This is a genomic window from Dysgonomonas sp. HDW5B (assembly GCF_011299335.1).
Taxonomy (GTDB): domain Bacteria; phylum Bacteroidota; class Bacteroidia; order Bacteroidales; family Dysgonomonadaceae; genus Dysgonomonas_A.
In genome coordinates this window covers 1,897,993-1,918,664 of sequence record NZ_CP049858.1, presented here as the reverse complement: position 1 = coordinate 1,918,664, position 20,672 = coordinate 1,897,993, and the positions used below count along the sequence as shown (strand labels likewise).

Sequence of the window (20,672 nt, the reverse complement as noted above, 5' to 3'; positions counted from 1 at the left end):
TATTATGAACATAATTTTAAGAAAAGAAGCAATTGAATATATTAATAAAATATTTTCATTCCAGTATATGGGCATAGAACAAGATTGGGAGTTAGAAATGGCAAATTCTAGTAGAATAAATGAATTTATATCATTTTATGTGAATACTGAATTATCTGTAGACAGGAAAAGGGCTTTAATGGCTCTTATCCTTGCCTCTTATGATGATCTATTAAATGAAATAAATCTAGATACTTATATCGGTAAAATATGGAGTGAAATTAAACATATTCTAGAGTCTGAAAAAAATATATTTGGCGATCTAATTACTTATTGGAGTTGTGAGGGAGAAATTAATCCTGATAATTATTTTAAATTAACTCCATTTATAAGAAAAATATTAAAACCGTAATTTATATGGAGCTAAAGTATAAATCTTCCATCTTATTATCCATTTTTAGACGTAAGGGTGGTGAGGGCGCATTAACAAAGATCATAAATAGCAATAATAAGTTTAATTATTCAGTTTTAGAAGAAGAAGAGCAAGCTCTTATTCTTTATGAACACGATAGAGAAAATTGGCTATTATTGACAAATAATAGAATTCTTGAAAAAAAAGAAAAGAGATTACTATCAATATATTATTGCAACTTATTGACTGTGAGACCTGCTATTGAATATGAATTCAGGTTGGGGGTAATGAATAAAGAGGAGTTCACATATCTTTATGTAGAAAACTATAAATATGATGGCTATATATTAAAAGTGGAGCAAGGACAACCTTATCAAGGAATATATCAAGTTTTACATTATATAATGTCTGTAAATAAACCCTGCAAATCTTAATGGAATGTAGTCTTAATTGATTTTTTATCAATTAAGACTACAAAATTATAACATCGAATATATCTTCACATGCAAGCCGATCTCCTTTTTATCAATTAGAGAGAAATATACTTCAACAATGAAATTACCCAACAACTTTAATTCCTAGATAATTATGATAAAAAAAGAGTTTGATTTTATTGCTAAAGAACAATTTAAGTTTCTTCAGCTAGAATATGGTTTCAAGTTACTCAATTGTGAAAAAGAAGATTGGGGATATGAATTAATTTATCAAAATATTACAACTGGAGTTAAAATAACTTATGAGTTTAGTGAAGCTTATATTTTTATTATGTTGTATCAACTTGTAGATGGTAATATCAAAGAGAATCCTAGGAACATTGAAAATGATACCAAACTTTTAGGCTTTGGACTTGACGATCTCATAAATCTTCGTAGCCCGCAAGATTTAATTAAACCTGCTTATGAATATGGAGAAGCTTCTATATATTATAATAAACACGACGGATTACTTCTTTACGTTTCTGCTTTTGCAGACAATTTAAAAAAATATGCTAAAGATATTCTTAGTGGAGATTTTGCAGTTTTTCCGCAACTTGATCAGATTGTCAAAGAGCGAGTTGAAAAATATAAACAATAGAGTCGGGCTAGCTCTTCCTCCTCGTTGGAATAGCATGTAAAAAACATTTCAGTTTCAGATAGCTTCAGGAAGTCAGTATATATTTGGAAGAACGGCGTCTCAAGGAGGAATATATACTGGTGGCAACTATCAATATACATCAATAATTAAAGCAACTTAATTAAATGAATATGACTGAGGAGCTTTTTATAGAATAGAAGAACGAATTAGTTAGTTTATAATAAATTATCTAAATGACGCTTATTTAAGTGAGCAAGATAGATTCTCTCTAAACAAGATGTTAGAAATATTAAACCGATGTTCACTTGAAACTAGATTACAAAAAAAGGATTATTATCATATACTATTATTGATAGTTAAGAATTAAGTCATTCCTTAGGAGAGAAGCTTATGTAAAATTAGGTTATTATATATCTAATTCCATAATAAAGAAGACTCCTATCTTTTCTGTTGAATAGGTGGGAGTTTTTGATTAATATTATTAGCTGTCAAATCGTGACTTTTACATATTAGCGTTTATGCCAAGGACTAAATGTAGTATGTACATTTATATCGGCGATATATGTTGTATAAAAATAGGGTATACCCTAAAATAGCATACTAAAATCTACCTGTTTAAACAACTTCGAGGTGTATATTTTTGATACTCTAAAAATATACTTTATACTCGTGCAATTTATCAGATTTTCTAAAAGCTCAATGAACAAAGTCAAGTATCTTCGGGTTTCAACTGAAGAACAAAAAAAATTAAGGTAGCACATAAATTCAAAAGAATTTTCAGTATATATTGACAAAACTTCCGGAACGATTCAGTTTATCCTCTGAGCAAGTAATGTCGTCAATAAAAAAACGGTCTAATTGAACATCAAAACAATAACTCATTAATTATCCTCTAGCATGGATTTTATCTCTGCTTCTATCTTCGGATATTCATCGGTATGCTTATACAGTATTTGTCTTAATTCGTCGTATTTATGGCCATAAAATTGAATCTCCGCCTGGTCTTTCTTATGTCTTCTCCAGACCAACAAGAAAAATACCAGTAGAATACAAAAAGCACTAATGGCAAGTATTAGAATGAAAAGAGCATCAGCTCTGAATGCCTGGGCTTCCCTATCCATCTGTCCCAGATAGAAATTCTTGTCCGCCTCCAATAAAGCAGGAGCATCCCTTTGCTTGTCTATCTTTCCTTGGGTAGCTTTCTCCAGTTTACTATACTCCAGAGCTTTTTTGTAATCCCCAATTTGCTCAAAATAATCAGTCAGAGCAGAAGACATTCCTTTAACCGTATATGTATTGGATACTTCGGGTAAAGCGGATATTATTAAATCTGCATATTTCTTAGCTGATTTTAAATCATTTTTTTTATTATAACTATGAAGTAAAAAAATATACATTTTGTTCTTCTCTGATTCATCACTGACATTCATAGCTAAGGCAGAGCGAAAATTATCAATGGCTTTGTCGTATTGCCCCATTCCATAAGACACTACACCTAAATTTTGTAAAGAGAAACTTATATTCCTATCATCGTTGACCTGAGTTGCTTTCTCTAAAGCTTTGTTGAAATAGAAATAGGCACTATCAAGTTTATTATAATCTTCGTATGCTCTACCGATATTAGTAAGTATTTTTAATTTTCTTTGATCTATATTCTCTACTTTATCATAATGCAACAAGGCTTTTTGATAATTAACGATCGCACTCTCCAGAAGCTCTTGTTCAAAATAGATATATCCAATATTATTCAAACTCTTACCCGCTAATAAATCGTTATTTGATCTATTAGAAGCATTCACAGCAAACATATAGGATTCTAAAGCTTTGGGGAAATTACTGATTTCATCGTATAATTGGGCTGTATAATAATTAGCAAGAACTGTGTATTCTAAATCTTCGTTTTTATTAAAATATCGCTGAGCTTCAAAAATTAAAGTGTCTTTAGTTATATCGGCTTTAGTCTCATATTTTGCCCCAACAGAAGTTACTATATATTTCATATAGCTTTCCTTGTCCATCTTCTCTGGATTTTCGATAGAAACAAGCAAATTAAGAGCAATCTCCGGTTTATTATCAGCTAGTTTATTCTGGGCTTCTTGCAAAAGCTTTTCATATGTGTTATATTTTTGGCAAGAGAATAATAAAATACCTGTCAACAGACAGAATAAATATTTAAGAAGTATTTTCATTTAGTAAAGTTTGAAGTGTGAGAATAAAGCTGCCGAGACCAAGTTATCCATCAACTCTTAAGGTAGTATCAGCAAGAAAGGTCTTTTCATTGTCTTTCGGGGTTGTGTTTGTAGCTGACTTTGTGATCGTATTGGCATCTTCTTTACCACCGCCACCTGTTCCTGTCCTATCCATATCATCTTTTTCGCAGGAAGTCAATGACAATAATGTAATACAGCTAATTATAAATAGTAAAGTTTTCATTGTAAGTGTGCTTTAAAATGTGAGTTCTAAAAATAGTATAATAATCAATACCTTACTTAACTTCTTCTGATTTTATGTGCATTTATATAAAAGGTTAGATTATGATTATATTTTATACAGATAAAAAAGATCATGAATAATACATTGCTTTGATACATGATCTTACCCTCTGGCATAACTAAGCCCACCGATCAGTCAGATCGGTGGGCTTAGTTTATCTTTGTATTTAGTGAATAGTAAAAGTATATCTGCCGGGAAGCTAAAAATTACAGAGCAGCAAAATTTTTATTGAAGAAGTTCTTATTTTTTTGTCAGTATTTTGTTGACCATTCAAAAAACAAGAGTCGTTTATCGTTATCACGTGTTTTTCGTTAATACAGTTTGAAAGCCGATTTATACACAAAGTATTTTACTTAACGGGTTGTATACTTTTCAAGTATATTATACAATAGCCGCCTATTCTCAGTTTATTTTGATAGGCATATTCCTCTATTCTTCGTAGCTATCTTCTCTTGAGATTCTCAGGTGATTGAGTATTTCTTGTTATTTCTTTTTTCTTCGACGGATTTTGCGGGTTTTGTCCATTTGGTTATGCTTTCTCTTACGTTTGTTTCTCCTGAAAATTTAAGGAAGCTTTATTTTATTTTTTCATTCTAATAGTTTTACTAAATCTTTTTTCATGTCTTCATCTATATCTCTGTAACGAGCAAAAGCTTTACTTCCTTCTTTGTGTCCAGATAATGACCCTACAAGATTAGGATCTTTTACTTGTTTATATAGATTCCCGACAAATGTACGCCTAGCTAGATGGGATGAAGCGACTTCGTTTAATGCTCTTACTTCTGGTTCACTTGTCACTGGATTAATGACTGTAACTGATCGTGTAAGTTCAGCTTTTAGAAACATCCCCTTGATTGCATCATTGTATTTTTGTTCTGAAATAAAAGGAAACAAAAATTTATCCGCTCTGTTTTCATACTTACTCAATATCTCTAAGGTGTTCCATACACATCAGGCTTAGATTCATAGTTCTTGAGTGGTCGATTGAGTGTAATATCATTATCAAAACACCAATTGAAGAAAGCCCTTAAAGCATTAAACAAAGCATTGATAGTATTGATGCCCCTATGTTGAGGTCTCCTCATTTTCCTACTACCTCCAATAATTGCAGGAAAACTTTCATAGATTTCTTTGAATTCATCAAAAAGACTGTTCTCATTTACCAGAAAGCTCTCCAAGTCTGAGATATCATCGCTATCAATAGTATCTACATCTAAAGTGAAATTTTTGTCAGCAGTTTCGATAACAAATAATGCAAAACGTTGTAATGCTCTTTTGAGAACTAGATAGTTCTTTTCTCTCACATCTGATAGTTTGCGTTTTTGCAGGAACTCATCAAACAGAGTAAAAAATATCTTATTCCTACTTATTTCTTTTTGTGATAAGTATTTCTCTGGATAATTGTATCTGCTGACTATTTGTTTCAGCCAGTCCTTTGATACGGATTCTTTATCTAGATCGTTGAATGATTTTTGGATTAGGCTTGATATCTCTCCTAATTTCTCTCCTAAATTAGCGAGATAATCTTTTAAGACTTTTTTATCAGGGCTTAATATTCTAAATTTTTGAATAATTATTTGTCTCAAAACTCTTCGTCAATAAATATATTTGATTTCGTACGCTGGTTAATACGCCCGTGAGTGAATCGTATAAGGATTTCGCTTTCATTATTTGTATTTTCCTTAGTAGATAAGAAATAATAAAAGGCTTTATTTTAGGCGACATTTTGGCGAATTAGTTGGAAGCAAGCGAAAATAAATGAAATTTAAATAAATGGAAAAATAGAACTTATCCTGTATATTAGATAGTTATATCAACTTATCAATCACTATATTTCGTCAAATTTCACAATAGCACTCCCGCTCCGAGTACTAAGAAAAACTCTAATCATTGATTCATCAATCGGTTAGAGTTTTTTTCTTTTAGTGAGCTGCACAACAAATAGTAAAAAAGACTATTAATTCTCTGATCTACATTTCTGCAAATTTATTAAAGAATGAATCATCCGATAAACCTACCAACTCTACCACCAGAAATTTATCTTTGAGCTTCAATAGTATACGTAAAACTGTCAGCCCTATAGTAACCCACATTGTATTCAATTGGCACATCATTTACATCATACACAAATCGTTTACGTATAAGTATAGGATCATGTGGCTTAATGTCCAATTTCTCTGAAATAAAGTCATTTGCCAGCGATGCCGAAATCTCTTCTTTTGAAGTTTTCACTATAATATTAAGGTCTTTTTCGAGCAACTCGTATAATGGGCGATTAAAATTACAATCACTATCTAATGATATCTGAGGACTAAAGTAAGAGATAAAATACACAAAAGGATACTCCTGATTTCCTCTTACACGCTCTAGCGTCAGGCACCTTTCGTTAGCTTCAATATTAAAAAAGTTAGCAATTTCGTCTGTAGCCTTTTTATAACTCAGATGCAGCTCAAAATTCCGAACCTCTATTCCCAACATTTTCATCTCTTGAGAAAAACTGAGCCAATTTTTTATACCACTTGCAACACCCTTACGCACAACTTTAGTTCCATATCCTTTTTTACGAGAAAGCGAACCTTCAAAAACGAGTTTGTTAATAGCTTGCCTTAATGTATTTCTAGAAATTTTTAATTGTTCGGACAATGTCACTTCATTAGGTAACAACTTTCCATTTTTATAATCTTCTTGTTCGATCATCTTTCGAAGAAGCTCTTCTGCTTGCTGATGGAGTGGTATTGAGCTTTTATGGTTAATTTCTAGTTTCATTAGCTTTGTGAATTTAGACTTCAAAGTTAATAAATAAAAAAAGATTACAAAAAATATCCGACAAATAAAAAAAATCATACATTTGCACATATAAAGAATGTTCATACATTCATTTGTTGTGAAATTTTATTTATGAAGAAAATGAAAAAATCTAATTATGAAAAATTCCCATCGACTAAGGTGGATGGCACACTAATTAATGGATGGCACGATATCCTAAGCAAATTAAAGGAGTTGACAAAGACTTACTCTACAATAGCTATTGAATTATATTCAGGCGTAATAGAAGAAGAAATTATCTCTCAAGTTACTAAAATCGCTCCGGGGCTATTATACAATACCAGAGAGATATTTAAGTCAGAATCTGAAATCTCAAAAATGACAGAGCGGTTCATGACAAAGGATATTCTGTTTGGATATGTAACCAACTTATCACTGATTGATTACTTTGATAAAGAGAAACTTGAAAAAGCTAAACTCGAAATTAACAAATACAACGGTTCGGTTATTGTTATTGGCAGTGGCTCTTCATTAGTTGTTCCCGAATCGGCATGTATTATTTATATAGATATGGCTCGCTGGGAAATAATCCAAAGATTTCGCCGTCAGGAAGTGTATGGATTGGGAATTGATGACAGTAAAGAACCTGTTTCCATACAATACAAACGAGGTTATTTCAATGACTGGAAAATATTGGATCGTCACAAGGACTCACTTTTCCAGAAAGTATCTTACTGGATAGATACACATATTCAGGAAAATCCTAAAATGATAGATAAGAATACCTTCCTTAAGGGTATTCAAAAAACGATTGAAGGACCTTTCCGCGTAGTACCTTTCTTTGACCCTGCACCATGGGGAGGACAATGGATGAAAGAAGTATTTAATTTAGATAAGGATAGAGTCAATTTCGGCTGGTGCTTCGATTGCGTCCCTGAAGAAAACAGCTTACTGCTGGATGTAAATGGAACAACATTCGAGATGCCTTCTATAAATCTGATCCTATTAAAAAGTCGTGAATTATTGGGAGAACCTGTTGAGGCACGGTTTGGAAAAGAATTTCCCATAAGGTTCGACTTCCTTGATACCATTGGTGGTGGCAATCTCAGCCTTCAAGTACACCCTACAGTACAATTCATCCGCGATAGTTTCGGTATGTTTTATACTCAGGACGAAAGCTATTACATGATGGATGTAAAAGAGGGAGCAACAGTATATCTCGGTCTGAAAAACGGCATCGACAAAGATGAAATGACTGGCGATCTTCAAAAGGCTGAACGTGGAGAGATTATATTCGATGCCGATAAATATGTAAATAAAATTCCGGCAAAAAAACATGACCACTTTCTAATCCCCGGAGGAACGATCCATTGTTCGGGTTCGGAGAGTGTAGTTCTAGAAATCAGCTCGACTCCTAATTTATTCACATTCAAACTATGGGACTGGGAGCGCTTAGGACTTGACGGCAAACCTCGTCCGATAAACATTGAGAGAGGAAAAGAGGTTATCGACTGGAGCCGAGACACCGATTATACACATAAAAATCTGATTAATACCTTCTCGGTTGTAGCGGAAGGAGATGGTTGGATAGAAGAAAAAACAGGCCTGCATCCCAATGAATTTATCGAAACACGCAGACATCGTTTCAGCACTAAAGTAGTGCACAATACAAATAACAGTGTGAATGTGCTGAACCTGATCGAAGGCGAAGAGGTAATTGTGGAAAGTCCCGATAATAAATTCGAACCATTTGTGGTTCATTATGCCGAAACCTTTATTATTCCTGCATCAATCGGACAGTATTCTATTTCTCCTTATGGTAAATCCAAGGGACAAGAATGCATAACCATCAAAGCAAATGTACGGTTCTGAAACTAGAATTATCTAATACTATGAAAAACAAATCCAATAATTTAAAAGTATTCATTCCTGTCATATTAAGCTTCTTTGTGATGGGAATTGTAGATGTCGTAGGGGTTTCTACAAATTACATTAGAAAAGACTTCTCGTTAGATGACTTTGCTGCAAGTATGATTCCGATGATGGTTTTCCTTTGGTTTGCTATATTTTCTATTCCTACCGGAATATTAATGAACCGCATAGGGCGTAAAAAAACAGTACTCATTGCAATTGCAATATCACTATTATCATTATTGTTACCTTATTTATTTTATGATTTTTATGTTGTAATTATCGCTTTCGCTCTTTTAGGAATAGGTAATACTATATTACAAGTATCACTCAATCCTTTAGTCGCAAGCATTGTGAATGGCGAAAAACTGGCAAGCACACTCACATTCGGTCAGTTTGTAAAAGCGATAGCATCGTTTGTCGGTCCTATCATTGCAAGTATTGCAGCCAAACAGTATGGCGATTGGCGTTTAATATTTATAGTCTTTGTAGCTGTTTCACTCATTGCTTTTATCTGGCTGTATCTAATCCCAATTAAGGCTGATGAAGAAAAAGAAACTACCGGCCAAACAACTTTCTCTTCAACCCTCACCCTATTGAAGGATAATTTGATATTACAACTTTTTTTAGGAATTGTATTCATTGTAGGGATAGATGTTTGTATGAATACAAATACTCCCCAACTGCTGATACAACGTCTAGGCATGGCCACAGACGATGCAGCTTTAGGATCCAGCTTATACTTTGCAGCCAGAACACTTGGTGCGTTTTTAGGCTCTTTTATATTGATGAAGTGTAAGCCTTCTGTTTTTTTGAGAATAAATATGATAGTTGCGATTATAGCCTTTGCCATAATATTGTTTGCAGCTGAGCAATGGCTGATATTCTCAGCAGTAATACTCGTGGGGTTTACATGCGCAAACGTATTCTCTATAATATTCTCCGTTGCACTTCAGTACAAACCTCAGCAAACAAACGAAATTTCATCTCTCATGATAATGGGAGTAGCAGGTGGTGCGATAATAACACCTATTGCCGGATTACTATCGAAAAATATGGGCTTGGCAGCCGGTTTTGGGTTGCTTCTACTTTGTGTGATTTACATTCTTTTATTATCCCTGAAATTCTCTAAAAAATAAAGATATGTATGATAACGACAAACGTATAGTACTAACCCTGGATGCGGGAGGGACAAATTTTGTATTCTCTGCCATCCAAGGATATAAAGAAATTGTAGAACCTCTGACCTTGCCTGCTATTGCCGATAATCTCGATGAATGCCTGAACAGAATAGCTGAAGGCTTTGATAAAATAAAAAAATCTTTGCCAACCAATCCCCACGCAATCAGTTTTGCTTTTCCCGGTCCTGCCGACTACAAAAACGGAATCATTGGCGACTTGCCCAATCTTAAAGCCTTTCGGGGAGGTGTTGCTCTAGGATCATTCTTACAAAAAAAATTCGGCATACCTGTTTACATTAATAATGACGGAAATCTTTTTGCCTATGGAGAAGCATTATATGGAGCATTACCAATGGTTAACCAATGGTTAACCAATGCCAATAATCCCAAACAATATGCAAATTTGCTGGGGATAACTCTAGGCACAGGATTTGGAGCAGGGGTAGTAATAGATAAAGCCTTACTTGTTGGCGACAATGGTTCCGGAGGAGATTTATGGTGCTTAAGAAACAAGAAATATACAGATCTGATTGTTGAAGAAAGTGTAAGCATCAGAGCAGTGAAAAGAGTATATGGAGAATTGGCGGGCACGGACGCTTCTGATTTAACGCCTAAAGACATATTCGATATTGCAGAAGGCAAACAAGCAGGCAACAAAGAGGCAGCTATAGCCAGTTTCGAAGAATTAGGAGAGATGACAGGCGATGCATTGGCCGGTGCATTGACTATGGTCGACGGATTGTTAGTTATAGGAGGAGGACTAACTGGCGCATCGAAATACATTTTACCTGCTATAATCAAAGAATTGAGGCAAAAAACGACAATGCTGAACGGGGCCGTCTTTCCCCGTATGGAAATGGATATTTATAATCTGATGGACTCATCTGAAAAAGAGGCTTTCCTGAAAAACAAATCGTGCAAAGTAAAAGTCCCTTTAAGTGATGAGTATGTAAACTATGACAACAAAAAACAAACAGGAGTTCTTATCACTCAAATAGGAACAAATCGGGCAGTCATGTATGGAGCATATGCATTCGCATTGCAACAGTTAGACAAAGAGTAACTTTAAAATAACAAATCTATGAAAAGTAAAACATTAAGCATGCTCATTTTATCATGTTTCAGTTTTATATTACTGAATACCTCATGCAATAATAATGATGAACATGATGCACAACTGCTGATTCTTAGTACAACTAAGGTTACGGCTAAAATAAATGAAGAGTTCTCTGTTGATATTACTCTCAGCAACAAAGAGAGCTTTCATAACATACTAGTAGAAAAAACAATCAGCGGAAAAAAAATAGAATCATATCACAAAACCTTAAATGTTGCAGAGATGCAATTTCCTTACACCTTCAAAGAAGAAGTCGTTCCCGAAGATGAAACAGGTGTTGTTGTATATTCTTTTTATGGCATGACAGCAAGTGGTTCGCAGCTAGATGCTTCGGATGTAATTGTCAGCGTAAACATTACTCAATTGTATCGCTTATTAAAATATGATTGGAAACTGGCTTCTCAAATTATTCAAAAAGAAGAATATGCAGAAGCGTATATGAAAGATGATGTATATCGGTTTAATGAAGATTGGAGTTGGGAACTAGATTGGGGAACCACTTTATCAGCTTCTGCCCTTGAGACTCTTGACTCTTATTGCGGATGGAAAATGATCGGAACAGACGAGAAAATAGACTCGATTTATATGATCAAGTACAACATTTTTAGTCCGGCAAATGCAGTCGTTACTAAATATAAAGTAATGAGCCTGCAAGATGAAGAACTTATCCTGGAGAGCCGTCAAGACTTATCTTTCTTACCGGGATTCAGTAATCAGGAGCCTATTCAAGAGACATATATTGCTGAACCTAAATCGGCTGATTTTAAACCTTACAGAGGGTCAGATCCCAACAGTTACAAAGTAGAAGCTTGTAAACCGGGGACATATTAATTAAAAAACAGAGAAACCATGAAAAACAATCAATTATTTAAAAATATCAAGTTTCTGTTCTTACTATTTGCCATCTTATTATCATCTAATACAACCATCATCGCACAAGATAAAACTGTAAATATAAGCGGCGTTATAGTTGATACAGATGGTGAGGCAATTATAGGAGCTTCTATATCGGTGCTAAATACCAGAGAAGGTACAGTGAGTGATATAGATGGCAACTTCAAAATAAACACACAAATAGGAAAGACTTTACAGATTTCCTATATCGGATATAAATCAGTAGAGCAAAAAATAATATCATCTGCACCGCTTAAAATTGTGATGGAGGGGGATATTAACGAAGTAGATGAAATTGTAGTTATAGGCTATGGTGTACAAAAAAGAAGCGACTTAACGGCTTCTATCTCGAGTGTTAAATCGGGTGAATTAGCCAGCACATCCACAACATCCTTAGATCAGGGGCTTCAAGGAAGAGCTGCCGGTGTAGTAGTATTGAATACTTCAGGTCAGCCCGGAGGAGCCACATCCATTCGTATCAGGGGTACAAGCTCTATCAATGGAACCAACGAGCCATTGTATGTAATTGACGGTGTTCCTATTATAAGTGACCCTTATGCTACAAGTGCAGGAGGATTGAAAAATCCGGCTTCGAATCCCTTAACAAGCATCAATCCCAATGATATAGAATCGCTGGAAGTTCTCAAAGATGCCTCCGCAACTTCTATTTATGGGGCACGTGGAGCAAATGGAGTAATCTTGATTACAACTAAACAAGGGAAAAGCGGCAAAGCTAAAGTTGCTCTCAGCATGAGATATATGCTACAGCAGGTAAGCAAAAAAATGGATATGCTGAATTCGGTTCACTTAGCAGAGCTAGCCAACGAAGCTGCTGACAATGATGGAGTAGAACGCAGACCTGTTTTTGCAGACTTGAATAATCTAGCTAAAAGAAATACAAATTGGCAAGACGAAATATTCCGTACCGCCCCTATGCAAAGTTATGATGTTTCGATTTCAGGTGGAGGAGAAACCAATACCTACTTTACTTCGGCTAATATCTTGAAACAAGACGGCATTATTTTAGGATCGAATTATGACAAAGGAACTCTTCGTTTCAACTTCGAGCAAAAATTGGGTAAGTATATAAAAGTTGGATTAAATGCCAATACAACTTACAGCCGATCGAACGGTGTTGTTACCAATTCGGAAGGAGCTTTTGCATCGAGTGTCACCTCATGGGCTTTGGAGATGAATCCGGCTCTTCCCGTAAGAGACAGCAACGGTAGATTTATTTACGAGAATAATACTTCACCAACCTCTAATGTCGGAAATCCTGTACAAGATGCATTGGAAGCAATCAATAAAACAACATCTTTAAAACTTCTGACCAATGCGTATGTAGAAGTAAGACCATTCAAAGACCTGATTCTTAAAAGTTCTTTTGGCATCGACTACTTTAATGTTAAAGATCAGGCATTCGCAGCTAAAGAATTGAAAAGAGCCGAATCGAATAACGGATATGCAAGCATAGCCAACAGAGACGGATATACATGGGTATCTGAAAATACAGCAACTTATCTGAAGTCGTTCGGTAAACATTCGTTCAATGCTTTGGCAGGTATGACAGCTCAGGCATTTACATCCGAATATTCGAATGTGGCTGTTGCCGACTTTGAGGACGGAACACTCGGTTTTCACGATTTAGGTGCAGCAGCATTGAAACAGATGGCAATATCAGGGATATCCGAATGGCAAATGCTTTCGTATCTGGCTCGTATCAATTACAACTACGATAACAGATACCTATTCACGTTAACGGGTCGTATCGATGGTTCATCTAAATTTGGAAAAGACAATAAGTTCGGAACATTTCCATCGGCAGCCGTTGCATGGAGAGCATCGGAAGAAAAATTCATGAAAGACATTACCCTTATAAGCAACCTCAAAGCAAGAGCCAGTTACGGGCTTGTGGGTAATGAGGGGATACCTCCTTACAGTTCTCAGGGATTGTTGTATTCTACTGAAGCATATATCGGAAATTCTCAGATTATAAAAGGAAAAGTTCCTTTCACTCGTTCAAATAAAGATTTGAAGTGGGAGACTACTTCTCAAATGAATTTAGGGTTTGACATTGGGTTCTTTGATGGTCGCATTGCATTCACTGCCGATTACTACCACAAAAACACAAAAGACCTGTTGCTTTACATGCCCGACCTATTGCATAGCGGATACGATATGAGTATGAAAAATGTGGGCAGCATGGAAAATAGTGGTTATGAATTCACACTAAATCTTATTCCTGTTACCAATAAGCATTTTACATGGACATCTGATTTTACGATGGGATTCAATAAGAATAAGATAACCGATTTAGCTAACTCGAAAGAAAATCTGGTAGGAAATCCGGTATTGGGTATCACTTACTGGACAAAAATAACTAAAGGTAAACCCATCGGCACAATTTATGGATATAAGACCGACGGTATTGTTCAAAAAAATGAAGACCCCAGTAAAATTCCATTCTTTCCCGGAAAAACATTGCAAGTTGGCGATCGTAAATATGTAAACCGCAATTCAGACAATGTTTTAAACGAAGATGATTTATTTGAACTGGGCAATGCTAATCCCGATTTTTCTTTTGGGTTTACCAATTCATTCAAATACAACTTACCAAATAGTTCAGCATTAAATCTCTCTGTATTTCTGCAAGGGGTAGTAGGAAACGAAATCGTTAACTTCAATAGATTTGCATTGGAGAGTTTAGACGGATACAAGAACAATTCTACGGCAGTATTAAATCGCTGGACTCCTGACAATCCGACCAATAAATATCCTCGTGCAACTATGAAATCTCATGGAAATGTTCTGTCGGATCATTATGTAGAAGATGGTTCTTACTTGCGTGTTAAGAATGTAAACCTAACCTATGATTTTTCGAGATCTCTAGCTCGCAAATTCTTTATGGAGGCACTATCTGTATATGTGAGCGTTCAAAACATATACACATTTACCAATTATACAGGATATGACCCCGAAGTAAGCCGTTTCTCGAACAATAACCTTTCGATGGGAGCCGATTATGGATCTTATCCGATGGCTAAATCATTCGAATTCGGTGCAAGAATTAACTTTTAAGCTCGCAGAGCTATTTATTGCTTTGTTAAGTATAATAACTAAAGCTTGTTATGCTTATAAAATACATCATTAAATACTTTCAATTACTTAATAGGAAAGAATTATGAAAAAGATACTATTTACAATAGCCTTACTGATAGGCACATTAAGTTCTTGCTCGGGTTTCCTCGACGAAGAACCCAAAGGTAATATCACTACCATCAGTTATTACAAGACCGAGCAGCACGCCATATCGGCAACCAATGCCATCTACGATTTCCTGATTATAGGATATGCTCCCGGTGGATTGTGGGACAGTAATTATGGTGGCGTATTTTACAACGATTATTGGGTATTGCAGGATATGTTTGCAGACAATTCTACAACAAATATGGCGAGTGTCGATTATCAATCGGTAGATTATATGCAAATCGACCAGTATAATCTACCCGTACAACGGTTGTGGCGCGATTTTTACCAAACAATCAAAGCCTGTAATGTTGTATTAGACAAAGTTCCTGCTATAGAAATGAATGAGACTTTGAAAAAACATCTCCTTGCAGAAGCACGATTCTTCAGAGCGATGATGTACTTCGACTTAGTACGTATGTTTGGTGATGTACCTCTACACAAAAAAGATGTGGAGAGCAGCGAAGAAGAAAACATTCCAAGATCTCCGAGAGACGAAGTATATGAGTTTATCATTGCTGATCTGAAAATTGCCGAACAAGATCTTACCTATACAGGCAGAATGGGTGGCGGACACCCCTACCCTTTGTCAGCAAGTGCATTGCTTGCACGTGTTTATCTGACTTATGGAGCTTTGCACAAAGACAATGCATACTTTCAGTTAGCTGTAAAAAAAGCCGATGAGGTTATTCCTAGCTTCCCTATGTTGGGAGAATATGGCGATTTATTTAAAATTGCAAACCGATTCAATTCTGAAATTGTTTACGGAGTCAACTTCAACGGATCTTTGAGTGCAGGTTGGAAAGGCGGTCAGTTTTTGGTACGATTGCTGCCTAAGCTCGATACAAGTAAGGGAGGTCCCGACAATGCACAAGGATGGGAGTCAGCAACTGAAAATTTGTACAATGCATTCGCTAACAACGATAAGCGTAAAGAGGTAACTCTCAGAAAAAATTTCGTATATGATGACGGCTCTACCGAAACTTTCAAACAACCTTATTTCTTTAAATATTGGGATCGTAAGGCTGAACCTAAAGGAAATACTACGGACGCTATATTCCCTGCCATACGTACAGCCGAAATGTATTTGATAAAAGCAGAAGCTTTAAACGAAATAAACCACGCACCCAATGCAGAAGCTTTAGCAGCCATAAAAATGGTACGGGACAGAGCCGGATTGTCGTCAAGCACATTACCTTCAGATTATTCAGGATTCAAGAAAGCTTTACTCAACGAGTATCGTCTTGAGTTTGCAATGGAAGGACGTAGGTGGTTCGATCTTACCCGCATGTGTACATCCGAAGAGTTTATAAATATAATAAAGCAAGCAAAACCGGAAGCTACGCCAAAGAGTATTCACTTTCTGTTCCCGATACCTCAGTATGACAGAGAACTTTCTCATGGAGTACTTACTCAAAACGAAGGTTATTAACACCCGGAAGATGTTATAACAAGAGACTTTCAAATAAGATATGTATTTGAAAGTCTCTTCTGAAACAATAACTTATACAGGCAAGATGAAAGAAAAAATCATACTATCAGTTTCCATATTGCTCATATCAATATCCGTTGCTGCACATCTGAAATTATCGCCTATATTTTCAGATTATATGATTGTACAACGAGATGCCCCTGTAAAAATATACGGAAAAGGTATACCCGAAAACTGTGTAAAAGTCAATTTTGACAGGGTTGATTTTCAGACAAAAGTTGAGCAAGATTCTTCATGGCAAGTAACATTGCCTGCATTTGCTTTAAATAAGAAGTATAACCGATGACAGGGTGTATAACCCTAATATTGCCTATTTTTAATATCTAAAAATCTAAATAAAATAAAGAATGAAACAAGTATATGTATTTGCAATAGCACTGATAGCGTTAGTCGGCTGTAATAGCCCAAAACAAGAAGCAGTAGTTGACACAACTGTTGAAATGGATTCTGTATTCTGCAACAGACTATTACCCGAACTAGGCGGTGGAGTAACCGGAGCCGACGGAGCAATATCGATCGATCTGAAAGACGGCAGGTCGATGTTTATGTGGGGCGACTCATTTTTTGGAGACGTGGTAGATGATGTACGTCAACCGCCTGTAGCATTTATGATGGGTAATGTATTTACAACAATCGATGATAAAGAAATAAAGAATTACTATCAGGGAACAGCTCAAGCTCCCAGATCGTATATAGAGCCCGACTCAACCGGAAATACTCCCACATGGTACTGGCCGGGACATGGTTTTGTGAAAGATGGAGTATTATACCTCTTTATGTCTAAATTCAATAAAGAAGGGGACGGTCCTTTTGGTTTTGCTTACGAACGTTGCGATTATTTTATACTCGATGCCAAGACTTTGAAGGTTTTGACCAAGACAAATTTTCCGGCAGCAAACGAGAATGGTGTACATTACGGGCATGCAGTTTTGGAAGATGGCAAATACATATATGTTTACGGTACGCTTTCTGATAATAAAGCATTTACAGCAGATGTTCATGTGGCACGTTGTATAGTAGAAAACAATGCACTGGCAAATTTCGAATTTTGGGATGGTAGCAACTGGCAATCAGATGCTAAAAAATCACAGAAAATTGCAGGTATAACTCAGGCTGTTTCAGAGCAGTTTAATGTCGTAAAATTACATGATAAATATATTCTGGTAACTCAGGATCGTTTCAAAAACGTAAAGGATATATATTCATTTACGTCGGATAAGCCACAGGGACCTTTTGGTAACGAAAAACTTATCTATACCATAAACGAGCCAAATTATGAAACCGACAGTATGATGACTTACAATACAATGGTACATCCTCAATACATCAAAAACGATAAGGTGTTGATGTGTTATAATGTCAATACATACGATATGGAAAAGGTTTGGGTAAAAGCATCTGTTTACAGACCCCGTTTCTTCTGGATGCCTATCAGCAATATGATAAAAGAATAAAGAGTATAATAAGAGAAAGTAAAAGCCCCGATTTTGAATCAGGGCTTTTTTGTATACGGTAAGGTAACCTTTTGAGGGTTAGAAACAGATTATTGTATTTTATGATTATATTTGAAATACATAATTCGGACAATCAGCCGGTAATTTGATGCTTCCTTGATATAGCCTAGTGGGTAAAATCAGACTTCACCACGTTTTATAAAACTTCTCGCCACGTTGTATCATTGTGATTGTTTTGGCAATACGATCGACTTTAGTTTGTTCTGTTTTAGCTGAATATATCCAATCGACAAAAGCTTTTTTCTCCCCATCGCTATATTTTTCAAACTTTTCTAAAATACTGTCTTCATAATCGAGACACAGAAGCAATTCTTCGGGAATTATCATCGGTATTTTATCTTCGTAAATGATAATATATACCGTATCGCCAGCCTGCTTTTTGATTTTCTTCCTTATGTCTGACTTAACGACTAACATCAAATGACCATTGCCTAGGGGCATTAAACGAACATTGGAGAACTCGTAATCATCTATTTTTCCTTTTACTTTTAACATTCCAAAAGAGGTTTTGGGCATAGGAATTTCGGGTATCTCAACATAAGTCCAGCCACCCTTGCCTTCGAATTTCTGCAATAAGTAATCTTTATCTACCAATGGTTTTTCAGTTTCCATATGTCTAAATTAATGAAAATAGCTGTGCTATCTATTATTTGGCACAGCTATTTTTTACGACATAACTATCTCTGATTATTATGCTTACCAAAGCAATAAAAAGGTATTCGACCTTTATTTCACAGGAATACACAAATCTACCAACCAAAGAGCATCGGGATCTTCCATATCACCTATGCAACTACGATAAAGATCGTAATGGTCTCTAAGGTCATATTCGTATCCTTTTTCGTTAAATGCAGCATATGCTTTTTGCCAGGCATCAGCACATTCTGACATACTGATTTCTACCTGCATCACAAAATATTTTCCACCGCTGATTGTATACTGTTTCATTCCTTCGCCCGGTTCTATTCCCGATAAGTCTTCCAAACAAGCCTCTGAGCGTAAATTCTCTACCGGTGTACTCGACGGGCAATCGTGATAAACTCCTGCGACTTTAGGAGAAGCAGCCCACAGGTTGTTTTCTCCAGCCCATACACATAGTTTCTCAAAAGCGTAACCTAAATCGGAATAGTCACCAATATGAGAAACGGCAATTGTTTTAATCGGTTCTAGATTCTTGATTTCTGTATTATTAATTTTCATAAGTCTAAATTTTTAATGATTTGTTTTATAATATCTTTTATTTCAACAGGGCGAATCACTGTTGTTGTGTCGGCATTTGCCAATACCCACCTTGCTAAAGGCTCTAATGAATAAGCCATATATATCTGCTCTATCTGCCCGTTTTCAAGATCTTTTTCTTCAGTCAGTCCCATGTAATAGCAATTGTCTGCACAATGCTTAGCCACCTCTTTACTCGTGTGTAAAACAACTTCTATCAGGCATTCGGGATCATCGCATCCAAGAAGCGATTCCAATGGCGGATGAGTTTTAGTATGTTTATTGACTGTTATTTCTATATCATTAATACGGTCGAGCCTGAATATTCGATACTCTTCACGTAAGTGACACCAAGCCGAAAGATACCAGCTGGGATGCGTATAAGTAATACCAATAGCCTCTAAAGCTCTCCTACTCTTATTCTCGTCTGCATTGGTATAATTGATCTCTATAATTAGCTTATCGTTTATACTGCTTAATATGGTTTGCAATAAGTTGGGCAAGCTCTCCCTTGTTTTTCTGCTTTTATGTACTGCTATGGTATCACCCATATTATGGAGGTATTGCTTGTCAACAGCCCTTAGTGCTGCACGGATTTTATCCATCCCCTGACGAAAATAGTTGCTATTCTGGGAATCGGTAAGCTTTTCGATAATCTTTTCAGCAGTAAGAAAAGCCATTGCCTCTTCTTTGGTAAACATAAGTGATGGCAGCCTGTAGCCTTCGACTAAAGAGTAACCGACTCCCGAATTACCACATATAGGTATTCCTCCTTCCGAAAGGGTATTCATATCCCGATAAATGGTACGCAGGCTTACGCCAAAGCGTTCTGCCATTTCAGAAGCTTTCACAACAGGTCGTGATTGTAGCTGTACCAACAGTGCCGATATGCGGTCGAGCCTATTTAAGTCTTTGTTCAAACTATTATTCTATAATCAATGCCCATGCAACACCAAATTTATCCACAATTTCAGCATACAATTTAGCATAAAACGGTTGGCATAGTTCACATTTTATTTGTCCAGCAGCAGACAGCTTTGCATAAATGTCCTTAAGTTGTTCTTCCGAATCGCAAAACAAAGTAATTGTGTGTCCCAGAGACCCAAAATCAGTTTTTGTTCCGGGCATAGCATCTGCCATACTGAATGTGCAGCTATTAAACTCTAAATCTGAATGGATTATTTTATCCTTGTATTCGGCAGGAGATTCCATTTCGGGATAATCGCCATAGCGGCAAATTTCGCTGATCGTTCCATTAAATACTCCGGCATAAAAATTTAGAGCTTCTTCTGCATTGCCATTAAATGACAGGTAAGATTTGATTTTCATATTCTAATGTTTTTTAGTTACCATGCAAAAGTATTGCACTTCGCTG

20 protein-coding genes are annotated in these 20,672 nt (G+C 35.8%); 11 read left to right on the top strand and 9 right to left on the bottom strand.

The genetic code is table 11. The features are described 5' to 3' along the window. Window positions 1-4 precede the first annotated feature (4 nt). From G7051_RS07885 to G7051_RS07875, 3 genes are all read left to right on the top strand, one after another. On the top strand, window positions 5-391 hold the full coding sequence (locus tag G7051_RS07885; protein ID WP_166199381.1) for a hypothetical protein: 387 nt from the start codon (window positions 5-7) through the stop codon (window positions 389-391). A gap of 5 nt (window positions 392-396) precedes the next feature. Next, on the top strand, window positions 397-825 hold the full coding sequence (locus G7051_RS07880; RefSeq protein ID WP_166199379.1) for a hypothetical protein: 429 nt from the start codon (window positions 397-399) through the stop codon (window positions 823-825). A gap of 154 nt (window positions 826-979) precedes the next feature. Next, entirely contained in the window at window positions 980-1,465 is a 486-nt protein-coding gene (locus G7051_RS07875) for a hypothetical protein (RefSeq protein WP_166199377.1), read from the top strand. 881 nt (window positions 1,466-2,346) lie between these two features. On the opposite strand, the gene G7051_RS07870 is transcribed toward G7051_RS07875, so the two are convergent. The 5 genes from G7051_RS07870 to G7051_RS07850 form a co-directional block, all read right to left on the bottom strand. Beyond that, on the bottom strand, window positions 2,347-3,654 hold the full coding sequence (locus G7051_RS07870) for a tetratricopeptide repeat protein (RefSeq protein ID WP_166199375.1): 1,308 nt from the start codon (window positions 3,652-3,654) through the stop codon (window positions 2,347-2,349). Between the two features lie 43 nt (window positions 3,655-3,697). Beyond that, a complete protein-coding gene (locus G7051_RS07865; RefSeq protein WP_166199373.1) occupies window positions 3,698-3,898 on the bottom strand; it encodes a hypothetical protein in 201 nt (66 codons plus the stop codon). Window positions 3,899-4,546: 648 nt separating this feature from the next. Next, entirely contained in the window at window positions 4,547-4,885 is a 339-nt protein-coding gene (locus G7051_RS07860; protein WP_166199371.1) for a hypothetical protein, read from the bottom strand. A gap of 5 nt (window positions 4,886-4,890) precedes the next feature. Then, a complete protein-coding gene (locus G7051_RS07855; RefSeq protein WP_166199369.1) occupies window positions 4,891-5,544 on the bottom strand; it encodes a phage integrase SAM-like domain-containing protein in 654 nt (217 codons plus the stop codon). A gap of 451 nt (window positions 5,545-5,995) precedes the next feature. Continuing rightward, a complete protein-coding gene (locus G7051_RS07850; RefSeq protein WP_166113427.1) occupies window positions 5,996-6,724 on the bottom strand; it encodes a GntR family transcriptional regulator in 729 nt (242 codons plus the stop codon). Window positions 6,725-6,865: 141 nt separating this feature from the next. Between G7051_RS07850 and G7051_RS07845 the strand changes: the two genes are divergently transcribed. From G7051_RS07845 to G7051_RS07810, 8 genes are all read left to right on the top strand, one after another. Continuing rightward, window positions 6,866-8,596 (top strand): class I mannose-6-phosphate isomerase, encoded by a 1,731-nt coding sequence (locus G7051_RS07845; protein ID WP_166199367.1) that lies wholly within the window; start codon window positions 6,866-6,868, stop codon window positions 8,594-8,596. Between the two features lie 20 nt (window positions 8,597-8,616). Then, window positions 8,617-9,774 carry a sugar MFS transporter gene (locus G7051_RS07840; protein WP_166199365.1) on the top strand — a complete coding sequence of 386 codons (1,158 nt, stop codon included), beginning with the start codon at window positions 8,617-8,619 and terminating at the stop codon, window positions 9,772-9,774. 4 nt (window positions 9,775-9,778) lie between these two features. Next, on the top strand, window positions 9,779-10,879 hold the full coding sequence (locus G7051_RS07835; protein WP_166199363.1) for an ROK family protein: 1,101 nt from the start codon (window positions 9,779-9,781) through the stop codon (window positions 10,877-10,879). A gap of 18 nt (window positions 10,880-10,897) precedes the next feature. Next, window positions 10,898-11,764, top strand: a complete 867-nt coding sequence (locus tag G7051_RS07830) for a hypothetical protein (RefSeq protein ID WP_166199361.1) — start codon at window positions 10,898-10,900, stop codon at window positions 11,762-11,764. Window positions 11,765-11,782: 18 nt separating this feature from the next. After that, window positions 11,783-14,905 carry a TonB-dependent receptor gene (locus G7051_RS07825; RefSeq protein ID WP_166199359.1) on the top strand — a complete coding sequence of 1,041 codons (3,123 nt, stop codon included), beginning with the start codon at window positions 11,783-11,785 and terminating at the stop codon, window positions 14,903-14,905. 103 nt (window positions 14,906-15,008) lie between these two features. Then, a complete protein-coding gene (locus G7051_RS07820) occupies window positions 15,009-16,505 on the top strand; it encodes a RagB/SusD family nutrient uptake outer membrane protein (RefSeq protein WP_166199357.1) in 1,497 nt (498 codons plus the stop codon). Window positions 16,506-16,590: 85 nt separating this feature from the next. Then, on the top strand, window positions 16,591-16,851 hold the full coding sequence (locus tag G7051_RS07815) for a hypothetical protein (RefSeq protein WP_166199355.1): 261 nt from the start codon (window positions 16,591-16,593) through the stop codon (window positions 16,849-16,851). A 61-nt stretch (window positions 16,852-16,912) separates the two neighbouring features. Next, window positions 16,913-18,019, top strand: coding sequence for a DUF4185 domain-containing protein (locus G7051_RS07810; RefSeq protein WP_166199353.1), 1,107 nt, complete (start codon window positions 16,913-16,915; stop codon window positions 18,017-18,019). Window positions 18,020-18,205: 186 nt separating this feature from the next. Here the strand turns inward: G7051_RS07810 and G7051_RS07805 are convergent, their stop codons facing one another. The 4 genes from G7051_RS07805 to G7051_RS07790 form a co-directional block, all read right to left on the bottom strand. Continuing rightward, window positions 18,206-18,691, bottom strand: coding sequence for a YdeI/OmpD-associated family protein (locus G7051_RS07805; RefSeq protein ID WP_166199351.1), 486 nt, complete (start codon window positions 18,689-18,691; stop codon window positions 18,206-18,208). A gap of 114 nt (window positions 18,692-18,805) precedes the next feature. After that, window positions 18,806-19,279, bottom strand: a complete 474-nt coding sequence (locus G7051_RS07800) for a GyrI-like domain-containing protein (RefSeq protein WP_166199349.1) — start codon at window positions 19,277-19,279, stop codon at window positions 18,806-18,808. Beyond that, window positions 19,276-20,217, bottom strand: a complete 942-nt coding sequence (locus G7051_RS07795; RefSeq protein WP_166199347.1) for a YafY family protein — start codon at window positions 20,215-20,217, stop codon at window positions 19,276-19,278. The genes G7051_RS07800 and G7051_RS07795 overlap by 4 nt, the downstream gene beginning before the upstream one ends. 4 nt (window positions 20,218-20,221) lie before the next feature. Continuing rightward, window positions 20,222-20,626, bottom strand: a complete 405-nt coding sequence (locus tag G7051_RS07790; RefSeq protein ID WP_166199345.1) for a VOC family protein — start codon at window positions 20,624-20,626, stop codon at window positions 20,222-20,224. Between the last annotated feature and the right edge of the window lie 46 nt (window positions 20,627-20,672).

Bases quoted from the DNA above. Each gene is read 5' to 3' on its own strand.
- G7051_RS07885 (WP_166199381.1), top strand. From the start codon at position 5: ATGAACATAATTTTAAGAAAAGAAGCAATTGAATATATTAATAAAATA.
- G7051_RS07880 (WP_166199379.1), top strand. From the start codon at position 397: ATGGAGCTAAAGTATAAATCTTCCATCTTATTATCCATTTTTAGACGT.
- G7051_RS07875 (WP_166199377.1), top strand. From the start codon at position 980: ATGATAAAAAAAGAGTTTGATTTTATTGCTAAAGAACAATTTAAGTTT.
- G7051_RS07870 (WP_166199375.1), bottom strand. From the start codon at position 3,654: ATGAAAATACTTCTTAAATATTTATTCTGTCTGTTGACAGGTATTTTA.
- G7051_RS07865 (WP_166199373.1), bottom strand. From the start codon at position 3,898: ATGAAAACTTTACTATTTATAATTAGCTGTATTACATTATTGTCATTG.
- G7051_RS07850 (WP_166113427.1), bottom strand. From the start codon at position 6,724: ATGAAACTAGAAATTAACCATAAAAGCTCAATACCACTCCATCAGCAA.
- G7051_RS07845 (WP_166199367.1), top strand. From the start codon at position 6,866: ATGAAAAAATCTAATTATGAAAAATTCCCATCGACTAAGGTGGATGGC.
- G7051_RS07840 (WP_166199365.1), top strand. From the start codon at position 8,617: ATGAAAAACAAATCCAATAATTTAAAAGTATTCATTCCTGTCATATTA.
- G7051_RS07835 (WP_166199363.1), top strand. From the start codon at position 9,779: ATGTATGATAACGACAAACGTATAGTACTAACCCTGGATGCGGGAGGG.
- G7051_RS07830 (WP_166199361.1), top strand. From the start codon at position 10,898: ATGAAAAGTAAAACATTAAGCATGCTCATTTTATCATGTTTCAGTTTT.
- G7051_RS07825 (WP_166199359.1), top strand. From the start codon at position 11,783: ATGAAAAACAATCAATTATTTAAAAATATCAAGTTTCTGTTCTTACTA.
- G7051_RS07820 (WP_166199357.1), top strand. From the start codon at position 15,009: ATGAAAAAGATACTATTTACAATAGCCTTACTGATAGGCACATTAAGT.
- G7051_RS07815 (WP_166199355.1), top strand. From the start codon at position 16,591: ATGAAAGAAAAAATCATACTATCAGTTTCCATATTGCTCATATCAATA.
- G7051_RS07810 (WP_166199353.1), top strand. From the start codon at position 16,913: ATGAAACAAGTATATGTATTTGCAATAGCACTGATAGCGTTAGTCGGC.
- G7051_RS07805 (WP_166199351.1), bottom strand. From the start codon at position 18,691: ATGGAAACTGAAAAACCATTGGTAGATAAAGATTACTTATTGCAGAAA.
- G7051_RS07800 (WP_166199349.1), bottom strand. From the start codon at position 19,279: ATGAAAATTAATAATACAGAAATCAAGAATCTAGAACCGATTAAAACA.
- G7051_RS07790 (WP_166199345.1), bottom strand. From the start codon at position 20,626: ATGAAAATCAAATCTTACCTGTCATTTAATGGCAATGCAGAAGAAGCT.